The 14023-nt window shown below is 40.8% G+C and carries 8 protein-coding genes; 2 read left to right on the top strand and 6 right to left on the bottom strand.

What is annotated here, in order from left to right:
- Positions 1 to 266: 266 nt before the first annotated feature.
- The 5 genes from GC098_RS38305 to GC098_RS38325 all read right to left on the bottom strand — a co-directional run bounded on the left by GC098_RS38305 (position 267) and on the right by GC098_RS38325 (position 8705).
- On the bottom strand, positions 267 to 767 hold the full coding sequence (locus GC098_RS38305; protein ID WP_171649571.1) for a hypothetical protein: 501 nt from the start codon (positions 765 to 767) through the stop codon (positions 267 to 269).
- A gap of 15 nt (positions 768 to 782) precedes the next feature.
- Positions 783 to 2993, bottom strand: a complete 2211-nt coding sequence (locus GC098_RS38310) for a PrsW family glutamic-type intramembrane protease (RefSeq protein ID WP_312880615.1) — start codon at positions 2991 to 2993, stop codon at positions 783 to 785.
- A gap of 1500 nt (positions 2994 to 4493) precedes the next feature.
- Entirely contained in the window at positions 4494 to 6788 is a 2295-nt protein-coding gene (locus tag GC098_RS38315; protein WP_171649572.1) for an S-layer homology domain-containing protein, read from the bottom strand.
- An 866-nt stretch (positions 6789 to 7654) separates the two neighbouring features.
- Positions 7655 to 8053, bottom strand: a complete 399-nt coding sequence (locus tag GC098_RS38320) for a hypothetical protein (protein ID WP_171649573.1) — start codon at positions 8051 to 8053, stop codon at positions 7655 to 7657.
- 295 nt (positions 8054 to 8348) lie between these two features.
- Positions 8349 to 8705 carry a DUF3221 domain-containing protein gene (locus GC098_RS38325; protein WP_171649574.1) on the bottom strand — a complete coding sequence of 119 codons (357 nt, stop codon included), beginning with the start codon at positions 8703 to 8705 and terminating at the stop codon, positions 8349 to 8351.
- Between the two features lie 356 nt (positions 8706 to 9061).
- Between GC098_RS38325 and GC098_RS38330 the strand changes: the two genes are divergently transcribed.
- A complete protein-coding gene (locus GC098_RS38330; protein ID WP_171649575.1) occupies positions 9062 to 9766 on the top strand; it encodes a peptidoglycan recognition protein family protein in 705 nt (234 codons plus the stop codon).
- A 1125-nt stretch (positions 9767 to 10891) separates the two neighbouring features.
- Here the strand turns inward: GC098_RS38330 and GC098_RS38335 are convergent.
- Positions 10892 to 11158 carry a hypothetical protein gene (locus GC098_RS38335; protein ID WP_171649576.1) on the bottom strand — a complete coding sequence of 89 codons (267 nt, stop codon included), beginning with the start codon at positions 11156 to 11158 and terminating at the stop codon, positions 10892 to 10894.
- A gap of 910 nt (positions 11159 to 12068) precedes the next feature.
- Between GC098_RS38335 and hcp the strand changes: the two genes are divergently transcribed.
- Entirely contained in the window at positions 12069 to 13361 is a 1293-nt protein-coding gene (gene hcp, locus GC098_RS38340; protein WP_171649577.1) for a hydroxylamine reductase, read from the top strand.
- Positions 13362 to 14023: the final 662 nt, after the last annotated feature.

Genomic DNA, 14023 nt, shown 5'->3' on the forward strand with positions numbered 1-14023 from the left:
TTGTCACTACGGTATAAAATATGTTCGTTAAATAGTGATTAATTGGACATAAGCCGTTCCTCTTAAGTTGGGCGGACCCAATTAGTCGAAGCTTGACCACTTTCAATTTCTGAATTATTCGTGGAATTGATTCAACTATCCTGCACGTTTAGCTTAATCAAAAAAAGGAGCAGCTGCCGAGGCAAACTTCTCCTTTTAATTAAACTCTCGTTTACCGTTTAGTTAAAACAGATTATACGATTCTTGTGTTTACTATTAAAACATTATTACAAAAGTTTGTTCTCATAGGATTCCTCAAACCACTCAAAATTCTCAAGAATACGTTTCTTGTCAGCATCACTCAATTCTAAATATCTTTCTACAATTGAATTTAGCAACCCTGATGAAAGTGACTGTCCAAATGGTTGTAAACTATCAGAGGATAAGCTGTCCATTATTGCCCCTAATAATGCCGCAGGAGCACTTAATACATTTTTGTTAACTATCTCCATAGCTTTTTCATGGTCACATTCATACAGCAAATTAAATGCAACTGCTTGGAGAAACTCATCCCCCAAGTTTTCTTCCAATATCTTAGCGCAGAAAGGTACTGCTTTTTCCTTATCCTTTATTGATAGTTCTGTTAAAGCAGCAGCGACTTCTTCAAAATTCTCTAAACTGTTTAGAATCGCAATTAATTGGTCATTATTCATACTGGAAATATGCGTCTCATAATTAACAATTCTGTCCAAGGCTGCGGCTTTTTCTATTTGCTTATTGTTTTCCATCATACACCACCATAGCTAAATTGTTGTTGGGATTAACTTTATAGTTGATAAATATGGCTGTCCATCAACCATCTTCCATGTTGTTAGTACCTTGAGTTTTCCATTAGGACCTTCTAGTACACTTGGGAAATCCAACGTATTTTCAGGTCTTATCTGTTTACCCACTTCTAATAAATGTTTGGCAATGGACTGGTTATTCTCTATTGTATCACTAAGTCCTACCGACTCGAGTTTTTGTCTCATATCATCCGAACGGTCAAAATTATGTTTCATTTTTTCAAGTCTTTTTATTTGTTCGGCGTTATGAGGGTCTGCATCAAATACTTTTCTTTGGGTCTGTTTTAATTTCTTTAATTCTCGAAGTTCGTTTGTCACTTCTTGAATATTAACGTTGACCTTACCTCGCAAATATTTTTCAATTTTATCAACTGGTATTATCGTATCCCCATCTGTATAAACCTTAATTGCTTTCCCACTCTGTGGAGCAATAACCTCTTCGGTTCTAAGATCTCCCGTCCCCTCATCGACATTATCCTTATTCGGCGTATCGTCATCCGGCTTCTGCGGATCATCCCGATGATTGTCGGGACCTCTGCCGTCGTTTTTCGGAGGTTTACCCGGCACGTCAACATCCGGCTTCCGGGAGCCCAGCTTGTCGAGGAGCTTGCGCACGTAGCGGCGCCCTTTCTTCCCCAGCCATCCGAGTGCTCTGCCGAATGGAATTCGGCTTAGTATAATACCAGTAGCCATTGCGAGCGCATTTTCGGGCGTCAACAGCTTCTTGGGATTGCGGATATAGCCAGCAATCTCATGTCCGCTGCCGGCGATTCCTGACGCAGTCAACGCAATTCCGACAGCCGGCCAGAACCCGACAAACAGCAACGATAGCGCAAGGGCGCCTAGCACGATCGCACCTTGCTCGTACCATTCCAGCCGATCCCACCAATTTTGCAAGGAATCGAACATACAGGCAAAGCAAGCCGTTCCATCGCCGCCCGAGTAGTAGGCATCCATACCTGCGAACAGAGCAGCAACAAGCAAAACCGCAGCAAGTCCGGTAAGCACCCGGTAAAGAACCTTCATCCGTTCCCGGACATGCTCCTGTCTGCCGGCTGCTTCCTCATTTCCATAAAGCAAATTAAATCCAAGCTCCAGCCGTCCTCGGTAGAAGCCAAGCCAATAACCGAATTTCCCCCGATCCAGGAAAAGGGCGGATATCATGTTCCACAGCTCAGAGAACGGATTGAGAACCGGCTCGTTCGGCAGCCTTGGAAGACGTTGACGCACTTTATTCAGCGACCAGTAATCTGCAATGAGCGATGCGGCCAGCATCAGCAGGAATGCCGGCTGAGTTTTATAACCACTGCCGGTCCAGTCACTAAGCCGAAACACCCAACCCGGTAGCTTGTGTTGGCCGTTATAAGCCGCGTGATCCAGGATGGACCAAAGAAAAATGATTGCCGGGAACAGAAAAACCCAATTCGTCAGTCTTGACCGCAGCCGATAGGCAATTCCGCACGCAAGTGCGATCATAGCGGTATGTACAGGATGACCGACGGTCATTAGCGACGGAAACAAACTTTCTTCGAAACGCCCGGGAAACAGTGAGAAAAAGTCCCAATGGATCGTTTCGCCGCCTAACATCGTAAAGCTATAGCCAAACTTTTTCGCAAGAATACCGGAATTCAACCACCTTCGGGAAAGCTCCTCCATCAGTTGAAAGCCGACGCCGGTCGCCGCACCGATGAGCGTGTAATCGCTTAAACTTAAGGCGGAAGCTCGACGCGAGAACAACAGGAATAGGAAGAGCGGAAGGAGCTTCCACAATTCTTCGAAAATTGGTGTGATAACGGCAATGGACCAAGTGTCGGACGTTTTTCCGCCGAAAAACGCGTGGAGAGCATTGACCATAAGCGTCGTGAACGGTACGACAATAAAAACGCCTGCCAGAACGAACAGAACGATCTGCTTCCACGGCATGGTTTTGCTTCGGCACAGAAACCAAAATTGCAGCAGCACATAAAACGACCATAAATATTGAACCAACATGGTACGCGAGCCTTTAACGAACAACAAGCTTAAAACAAACATGATTAGCGACAACCAAGAAAAAATCGTATACGCCGTTTTAATAAAGGGATATTTCACAATCCATGCTTGGCAAATTCCGTATATGGTCTCAAAGAAATCCCGAATTCCTGTTCGAATGGCCCAGATCGTATTCACTACGGCCGCCTCCTTTGAAGGCCGACCTCGTGCGAGCGGGACGTCTCCCTTGACGACGGTCCGGCCATGAGTAAATAAATGAATTCATGAAAACCATGGTCACCGATCGATCGGAACGGAGGTTTACAGAAATGTAACTAACCTATTCCTTGCGCAATACCATTATTATAGATATATTTGTAAAATGTGGCAAAAGTCTTTGGTCTCAATTAATTCTGGATGGATTATGTCGAAAAAAAAACCGAGAAACCAGGTTTAAGCATTATAACTGTGGACAAGAGAAGGTATCTCTACGGGTAATTCTCCGTAGCTGCTACTACCCCTTATTGGTTCATCCGACGTACGTACACAAAAACAGGCTACCATGTCAGCCTGTTAATTTATTGAACTATTGTTCCTCGTTAGCGAAGCAGTACATGCAGCAATAATTGCTTATACTCCGTAGAAATCCTTTATATTTAACCAAGTTTCATACCAGAATGTTTTTTGTTTATTTGGTTTCAATATCTCGATTTGTTTATCGTTCCTTATTAAAAACACTTTATCATCTATATTTTTCAGGGTATCACCGAACTGAAATACAATATCTAAACAATCCTGTCGATACTGTTTTTCTCTTGTATCTGACCACTCTGCTTTTTCAGTGGAAAATTTTTTTCTAATTTTTTTCTCGTCCCTTCTAAAACACTTTAAGTTTGTTAGCCCGTTGTCCTAGGCTATCGTTTTCCGTTAGTTGAGAAAGCCTCACAAATGCTATAAATTAATCATTTTTATTTGTCCTTAATAATGGAGGAAATTACCAAACAAAACAAAATAACAATAATGGTAAGAACCAGACCACCTATCAGAACCAAACTTATTTTTTAAAAAAATAATTCAATTACAGCACCGACCACTATGCTCACTACCTTTTTATACTAGCTTATCAATGATTGGTATTTGGTGGCAGTACTAATTATTTATAGTACTAGAAGTGACATCTACAGCCGGTCCAAGATTGCTGAAATAATAAATAACCTCATCACTCTGTAATTTTACATATTATTTCACAACATTCTTTTGCGTTTTCCCGTTAATGTGGAAAAGGCAGGGTGACCGTTTGCCTTTCTTTCATGTTTATTAAGCTATCGTTCTCGTTTAAGATTCAACTATTGTTCCTCGTTAGCGTAATAGGGGATTTTCTTTGTTTGCATCTGGATAAGACTCAGCAATTCACTAAAACTTCTGCGGTTATTTTTTCACTCGCACGAGCATCAACACTTAGTACAAATTGCCATCCGCCTTCTCAAGGATCTCCTTTCGATACTCCGGCCGGCTAAGATGAGTTAAATTAATTATTATGCTGTCATTTCTAATAAATAGAAGCTCCCTTGTATCAGTTATGTGTGACCTCATGAGATCTACTAATCACCGACTATATAAAAACTAGCATGTACAAGACAATAAAGTGGAACAGCTGTCAGTCATGACGGTCCGTTCCACTCTTTTTTATCAATAAATTCAATTAGGCGGTTGATTCGTGATTTCTATTTGATACTTTTCATTTGTACTTAGTTCCGCTTCTCGTTGCATTTTAACAGTAGCTGTTAATATCGCTCCTGGTGCTACGGTTACTTCATAACCTTGGCGTGCCGTATGATAATATAGTTGTGCGTAATTACCTGTTCGACCAGTATTAGATCCAATTCCAACAAATAATTGCAAACGCGAATGTGTATCACCAATCTCATTTAAATAAATATATACTTTTTTATCTTCATTGCTATTGTTTATCCATTTATAGTAATCAGTATCAACTGAGTCTCTAATAGATCCTATGAAACTATCATTATCACTTGCAAAAACATTAGGCTTTTTATAGTCATCATCATATTCTTGCGCGATTTTAGTATCTTTCATCTTAAAATTCAGTATTTTTTCTATTACAACTGAGACCTGCGCACGAGTAGCTGTACCTCTTGGTCTAAATGTATTGTCCTCAAATCCTGAAATGAATTTTAACTCCGCGGCAGCATCTACCCATTTTTGCTGTTCTTTTGGGACCTCTTTAAGATCTTTAAACTGATCTAATGTTGATTTTGCCTCAAGATGCAGTGCTTTTGCTGCTAAAATAGCCATATCTAGCCTTGATAAATATTCATCCGGCTTAAAGTAGCCATTATTTAAATCTAAAATACCAAGTTCATACGCTTTCTGAATGTATGGGTTTGACCAACGCGTTTTTGAAACATCCTTAAAAATTCCTTGTGTTGCACTTGTACTCTCATGCAAAGCTTTAATGAGCATTGTTACATATTGTTCACGCGTTACTAACGAATCCGGTTGAAGAGAACCGTCTTCATACCCAGTAAGTATTTTCTCATTTATCAGGCGCCTCATAGAATTTTCAGCCCAATGACCGAGAGAATCAAAATAACGTAAATGTAATTTTATTAACTCTGTTTTTGTCAAATCTCCATTGTTATCCCGAACGTAAAGGTAGATCTCCCCATAGTGAAATGAGATAATACTAATTCGTACTTGTTGAGGATCTATATGACAAGTTGTCTCTAAGTATTTTGCTAATGAATTACTATAAATACTCGGATTATCAAAATTCAGTATTCCCTGTGATTGGAGCGAATTATCCAAAACTACACTTTCATTACCTAGCTTATACAAGAAGGAGTCTTCATTCTTAGAAAGATTGTCACCAAATTGACTTTCTAAATATGAGCCAGGATTATTAATGCTTTTGTTTTTACCTATGTAAAAATATCCTTTCCAGTTTAACGAACTTGTATATGGCATCTTTATTACGGATTCCTCACCATTACTGCCATTAATACGATAAAAATGCTCATTCTCAGAACCACTATAGATATCTATTCCATCCGTAAAATAGTATGGGGAAAATGAATTCCAATCTAAAGCCCTTTTCCAAACTAGCCCACCATTCGAATTGAAAAGCGCGTTAAATGTCTGTGAGTTATTGGTGTTATTAGTTCTCCACGCAAGAAACACGTTTTGATTATTTAATATTTGAATAGAATCTACGAAGCCTGTTACCGGTGATAATACACGGAAAATTTCTTTACCTTCATCATCATATGCAACTAGCGTTGAAGTTCTATCCTCACTTAACTCATGACTTACCAATAACCCATTACGATATGTGTAATCAGATGAGCGAATAGACTTTTGATGACCACTCTCTCTTATTATTTCACCTGTTTCTGAACTTAGCGTTACAATATCAGAATCCGAATAAAGCAAGAGATCGGAATTACCGTTTATCCAAAATCCTGTTGAACCGGGAAGCAACAAAGATTTGCTCCACCGTATCTGACCATTTGTGTCTAAGGAGTTTACAAGATACACATCATCTTCATTGGTTTGAGTCAAAAAATATAAATTACCTTCCAAGTCCATTTTTATGTGTCTTCCCATCCAAATTCCATTTGTTGGTGGACAGTAGTACCAATTTCTATCACCCTTTTGATTTAAAGCAATTATGCAGTTTGTAGCATTATCCGTAAACGCATGACCGACGATATAGGTCTGCCCTGTCTTGGTTGTGAGAGGTATACTAAATTGGCCAAGATTTTCTTGATAGAAACCTTGATACTGATAATCAAGCTTTACACCTAGCTCTGAAGCTGTTAATCTCCATTCGAGTTCAAAATCATCGCTCTGAAATAATACAGGTTGAGCTTTGTTTTCTTCTGCAGTAATTACTTGGCATCCAATGGAAAAATAAACGCTGATGCTAATCATAGCTAAGAGAAAATAATGCTTAATTCTTAAATGTTTCATTTGATACTCCTCTTCTTAATTATATTGGATCTTCATGTTTAGTAGCTGCGTAGGTGATAGAAACAACTGAGCTCGTTGTTGCAACTCCCCAAGTAAAACACCAAATCTTCTGTTGAAATCAATCAAATCAATTAAACGCCTCCCGTAGATTATTCTTCGTTTTACCTATACGACAAAAACAATGGATTTACCTTCCATAAATCGACATTAAAATATTCTTTTCCCTTAAATAGAATCACCTGTGGTGAATGCGGCCTAGTGTATGTCCTATAGCGATTGTCATCCTTGTCGATTCAAATGTGCTACAGAATAAACTTACAGCAATTGTTGAAATACGATTTTCACTCATAAATTCCTTTAAGAATAACGTTAGCGACGTATGAAATTATCAATTCATTTAATTCGTTAAAAGTTGCTTTTCGCTCATGTGTGTCAATGCTAAGCAATCAAAAAGGCTGTCTTGAAAGCAGATCAATTCTACTTTCAGGACAGTCCATTTTAGTTTATACCGCTGACTTGTTCTGATGTCGGCTCATTACCCAGAGGGTAAGCCAAATAAGGATAAATCCAGAGAGCTGGCCGATGGTTAGCTTTTGCCCGAATACAAACCAGTTCATGCAGACACCTACCGCCGGGAAGGCCAACTCCGCCAGTGTTGCAAAGAACGCTTTGGTCGAAGATACCCCCTTTTAATAGAGCAGCATGGAGAGCAGCCCCGGGAAAAGTTGGCATTACCACGCTCTACTGCCCGATAGCGGGGAAAAGGCAGCCGCTTGATGTCGGCTGCCTTCACTGGTGTTGTATTAAACTATAGTTATCAGTTAGAGTTTAACTGCGATCCAAACCGATTCACTTTTCTTTACAGCTCACCAGAATTTCCACCAAGGGGTATTTAACCTCTTTATTTCATTAACATCAAATTCAAGCCCATCGAATTTTGTGACTGTCTCAGCTGCGGCTATCAAGAATACATCGGTTAGTTCTACCAATGCTTCAACACTCAATCTGCTTATTGGAGTTGTAATTTGAATTGTTTGCGTTGAATTCTCTTCTTGTTTATGAATACTTACATCCCAATCATGGAAACTTGCCTTTAACGCCTTTGCTTGTTCATATGATTTTGAGATAAAAATCCCATTAATTCTCCCTTTATCCCCTATTTTTATTCTCATTTCACATAGTTTCTGCCAAAGAGATTTCGTGAGTTCATGTTGTATTGATCTTTCGATTGGGTCAATTATCTCGATTCCTTTATATTGATTCATTGGACTTCCCTCTATAATAAAATTAGATTTTATTTAACGACTTTCTAGAAAAACCAGGAGTAGGCGCAATTCAATATGAAACGCAACGGATTTTCTTCCCTCCATTGGGTGTCCTTATTGCCTTTATTATAACAAAAAATTAAGTAGGAGAGTTGAACAAATCTGCCCGTTTAGCGGAACAGGCTACCGAGAATACATCTGCGGTAGCCTGATTTGGTATTTTATTGAGCTATCGTTCTGCGTTAGCTTAACGACGATACGATTATTATAATGGTTCTCGTTCATAATAACCTAATCAATCCTTTTGTCTTTCTATCTCACCAGCTACAATTTGAGGGGGATCGGATTGCATTACAATATATTCGCCTTTGTCATTTGTTTTAGGAGTTACATTAACTTTTTCGCCTACCCTAAGCTCGTTGTAGAGTTGGGAATCTTCTACAATATAATAGACTAATTCGATATTACTCTTTTTTAAGGTAGCAAAGGTCTTACTTTCTGCATCCTTCTTAGAAATTTGCTTCGCCACTAAGATTCTTTGCTCTTCCTTTGCAATAATGTAATTCCCCTTTTCAGCTTCAGACGAAGCACTACAACCACTAAATACACATACGGCAAGTGTTAAGGCTACGCCTAAAACTAACTTTTTCAATATTTTCACTCCTCCTGGTAAAAAAAGTCATTTTCCTACCCACTTTATTAGACGGATCTCTGGTAATAATTTGTTACGTTAAACTGGACGTTACCTGTACAGGCTGCCAATAATACTGGCAGCCTGTTGTCATGGTGCTATCGTTCTCCGTTAGATTAATAATTTCTAAATTTGATCTTTTAAGCTTCTTTCAACAATTCCATTTTGAACATATTGAAAAATCCTGTCTGTCAATTTTGTACCCAGTACTGCCAATTTTACAAATCTTAGATTGTTGACCCAAAAGTATGTCCAAACATTCTAGTGAATCTATGAATATACTATTTTATCAAAAATGAAAGGTAGTGACATATAAAATGTACAACATAACGGTAAATTTAGTACCAGACCTACCGCAGACTCCATTTCGAAACGGTGTCGCTGCATACGAGGGTGTAGTCGCGCACGCCACAGCTAATTATCAGACAGTTGGTGCTCCGAGCGAGCGGGCTTGGATGGCTCAGAATTATCAGAACGCTTTCGTTCACTTCTTCGTTGACTGGAACATGATCATGCAGACAGCAAGCACTGAATACAAGTCATACGGAGCGGGTCCACAAGCAAATCCTCGGTTCCTTCATGTAGAACTATGCCAAGTTAAAAATGACGGAACACCGAAAGCGCTCGCTAGGTTTAATGAGTCGTACAATCGCTACGTATGGCTTCTCGCATATTTGCTGTTTAAACGTGAACTTGGTGTTTCTTCCGTTACTTTATGGTCTCATAAACGAGTAACTTATGAACTAGGGGGGAGTGATCACGAAGATCCTGATAATTACCTAGCGGAGTGGGGCAAATCATGGGACAACGTCATCAATGACGTAACGTATCTGTACAACGCCTTCGCTAGGCCGCCGATTGATATCCGCAAACTCAAAGCGGAAGAGATCAAGAACCAAGTCGAGTACATGTTCACGCTAATTCCGCATGGAGATGGCGAAAGTGAGTGGGCCCTCAACTATTTTGCGCAAGTGTACGAGATAATGCTAGATAAAAAATTAGTGAGGGAGATTAAACAGTGATTAATAGGTTCAAACAAATCCCGGCGGGCAATGATCTGCGGGGATTTAATGTTTCCTTTAAGCATCCGTTCACATGTAAAATGTTCTACAATACCAAAGGCAGACGATCAAAAAGTGATCGACTGCCCCTTCTCTTCGCTGAACTTCGTTCCAGTATACTGCTCATTTTTTTGATACATGACGCCGTCCCGTATAATCGGGAAATAAGCAAAACTTAATCGCCCGTTCCCTATTGATACCGTTGTACCATTTCATCTGGCGACACTAACGAAACTTCGAGTCGATCAACAAGTGATCGACTCCCTTCATTTTATTGAGTTATCGTTCTGCGTTAGTTCAATCGAAGGGGTGTTTACTTATTTGAATCCGGCCCATACATTGCCTTCTCTTCTGCAAACTCAATCAAAATACATTTCTGAGCCAAAGGTGGAAAAAGTAAATTGGCTTGCCTTAGATCAGTTTGATAGTTTGTATGAAGAATTTAATATGAAGGTATCAAAATGAAAAAAAGGCACATGCCTGCGCCATTTTTCACCTATCTGTTATTGTCTGATAACTAAAATATCACGAGGAGGTCTACCGGTACTTTGGATCTGTTGAATTTGGGAATTTGTAAGGTTGCGTCCTACTAAAATTAAGGAAGAAGTTAGATTATTGAAATTACCTAAATTCGACACGTTTTGGCTTCCACGAAATATGCGAATGGATCCCTGGAAGTTAATTCGTGAAAACAAAACTAGTGTCACAGAATCAGTGGTTGAAACATTTCTTAGACGGAAACTGGAAAGAATGTTATCAAAACGAAATGCTCCCAAATCTCGAACTGCTACACCTCCACGTCTAAGAACAATCCGCCGATTTGTAAAATTATTGCCAGAGAAAAGTTGGAGCCTTACGTCTGTGTTTGCCAAATCTATCACCCTTTCTTTTGGAATGATATATTCTATGATAGATTCATAGGAAAGGTTTGGACAAATATACGTGGCAAAACAACCGTTTTCCTGTATATAACTGGATGGAACAAAATGAATACGGAGGAACATGGGAGAGCGACTGAAAGTGAAAAAAGCCCCTGATAAGGGCAAATTTAAAGTAGCCGATCTTCATTATCCTAATTGATTCGATTCAGCTTTGTTGAAAGATGTAAGACCCGCTACTTGGTCCTTTAGTTCTAATCGCGACTTTTGTGGTGAACCCGCCCGCCAAACTGCCAATTCTAGCAATACCATAAGGCATTACAGTAATAGTCACTGTGTTATTTAAGAGCAATACGAAGGGTTTGCTACTGTTGTTAGATATTGCTAATGTTCCGTCCACTTTAGGGACTATAAATAATGGTTTTGTACCTGATGTTGGGAAATTAAATGACCCGGTATGCGAATATTCAGACATACTTTTCCACCTCCTCTTACTTACTCAATTAATTATTCAGATCAATATATTTCGTCCGGGTGTTAGTTGATCATTGAATTGGTGGATAGGAAAATGAATATTGAGGTGCATAAGGAGGTGCAAGATGAAGTACAAAGTTTGGGAAGAGTTTTTTCGGTGGCGTATGATAGTTGGAAGGAAAATGGGAATTTGAATCGATGACATTCCCACGCTATTCAGCCCGTTAGCTTAACGTCGCTGCCTAGTCTAGAACTTTATTTTCTCAGTTTATCAAGAGCAAAATTTAAGAATATCAGATAAAACAAAGGGCTCATCATATTACACATGACTAATATGTGGAACCCTTTATGTTTAACTTTAGGGATTACGAAAAGAACATTGGCTTAAATCCCCAATACTTATTTCCCCGCAGCGAGGTATATGTGTGGTGGACATTTTGTCTAAATCATTCCATTAGAATGAAAGTAAAGAGTCGAGTACGATTTGTTGATTGCAGAATATATGAGAAGATGACAACGCAAATACCTGGATCATTGCTCGAATTGTATCCTCATATTGCAAAAGAATGGGATTATGAAAAGAACTACCCTTTATTGCCTACAGCCTTAAAACCGAGAAGAGGCTAAAGAGTATGGTGATTATGCTCAGAGAAGTAGCACAGTTACCTTGCCAGTCCTGATAACTGAGTAGGGAGGGGAGCCGGATGTAAGAGGTGTACCAGTCATAAGAAACCCACTCGCATTCTCATAAGAGAAGAACGGAGGTTTCTTTTTGTTGGAAAATTTACTTTGCTCATAAGATTTCCCAAATATTGAGTGTGGTGTGACTTCCGTCACATAAGCTTCCTCCCGTTTCTGATAAGCTAATCGGTGTAAGAGAAAATAGCAAATCACCGGATGGAGGATGTATCATGTTTTGTTACCAATGCGAACAAACGCCGAACGGCGGCTGCAAGGTTATCGGGGTATGCGGAAAAGACGAGACGATCGCCAGCTTGCAGGATACGATCATTTTTGCATTGAAGGGAATTGCCGCTTATGCGACGCACGCTAGACAACTTGGATATACCGACCCGGAAGTGGATAAAATTACGCACGAAGCACTTTATCTGACACTGACAAACTCAAATTTCAATCTGCAGGAGCACCTGGATATGGCCATGAAGGTCGGCAATGCCGCAGTGCGAATAATGGATGTGCTCGACCGTGCGCATACGACGCACTTTGGTATTCCGCGGCCGGTTACGGTACCGCAGAATAAGATCGAGGGCAAATGCATCGTCGTTACGGGGCACAACCTGTATGCACTAGAAGAGTTGCTGAAGCAGACTCAAGGCAAAGGCATCAATATCTATACCCACTCCGAAATGCTTCCGGCCCACGGGTATCCGAAGCTGAAGCAATATACACACTTAAAAGGAAACATCGGGAAAGCCTGGTATGACCAACGCCGGCTGTTCGAGCAGTTCCCGGGAGCGATACTCGCGACGACAAACTGCGTTATGCCGATTAAGGGCACGTATGCGGATCGCTTCTTCTCCTATGAGGTAGCCGGGCTTGAGAACGTCACGAAAATCGGCGGCGAGAACTTCTCTCCACTGATCGAGCGGGCACTCGAGCTGCCGGAGGCGAATATTGACTCCGAGCAGGTGCTGACCACCGGCTACCACCACGAAACAGTCATCGGTCTTGCGCCGGAAATCATTCAAGCGGTCAAAGACGGCCTTATCAAGCGTTTCTTCGTCATCGCCGGCTGCGATGCTCCAGGCAAGGACGGCGAGTATTACCGCGAGCTGGCGACATCGCTTCCGAATGATACGGTTATCTTGACGACGTCCTGCGGCAAGTTCCGCTTTAATGATGTGGATTACGGCACGGTTGCCGGCACCGGTATCCCACGGTACATCGATTTGGGCCAGTGTAACAACTCCGGCTCCACGGTCAAAATCGCGCTGGCGCTATCCGACGCCTTTGGCTGCAGTGTCAACGAACTGCCGGTGAGCATCGTGCTGTCGTGGTTCGAGCAGAAGGCCGTCGCCATTCTGTTAGGCTTGTTCAGCCTCGGAATCCAAGATATCCGTATTGGCCCGAAGGCACCGGAGTTTATTAACGAAGGTGTCATGAACGTACTCGTCGAGAAATTCGGACTGAAGCTGATCGGCGATGCACAAGAGGACATGGCGGCCATGCTTTCGCTGCACTAAGCATTATAGCGTTACATAGACGAAAATCCCCCCGCTTTGGCAACTGCGCGCTGTGAAGTGCCCCCCTTAGAATAGACATTGGAAAAACCCCTTGGTTAATCCGATGAATTCTAAGGGGTGTATTTTTATAGCAACAAAAGGTCAAAAGGTCAAAACGTATTCAGATGATGTTAAATGAAAATAAAGTCTTAGACTACCGCTTTTTAATACCCTAAAAGACGACCATTGTCATCATTGTCTAGCATGCCCTGTTCTCTGCCCCCGGGGAAGAGGCAAACAACTCGCCATTTACGCTGTTTGTCTTGTGGTCTTCCAAAGTTGAAAATTTGTCGACCTTCCCATCTTTGCAGTTCTTTCGAGGCTCAATTACACGGCCTACTAGCTGACTGTCTACGCTTAAACCGTAAGATTACCCTTACCGCTCCAAGACTCGCTATTAATGACTTGGCTAGAGTCTTTCCAAACAGGATTTCCACCTGCTAAATGACATGACTTAACTTGACGCCCTTCAACTATGCTACCCTTTAGTTTAATAGTAAAAAGAGACCCTCAGCAACGGGCTGAGGGTCTAAGTTTATATTTAAAAGGGGGTCGACTTTTATTATATTCTTGAATGATTAATGCCAGATGAAAATAAGATTTCAATCATGTAACAATTTCTT

Source organism: Paenibacillus phytorum (assembly GCF_013141715.1).
Lineage (GTDB): Bacteria > Bacillota > Bacilli > Paenibacillales > NBRC-103111 > Paenibacillus_E > Paenibacillus_E phytorum.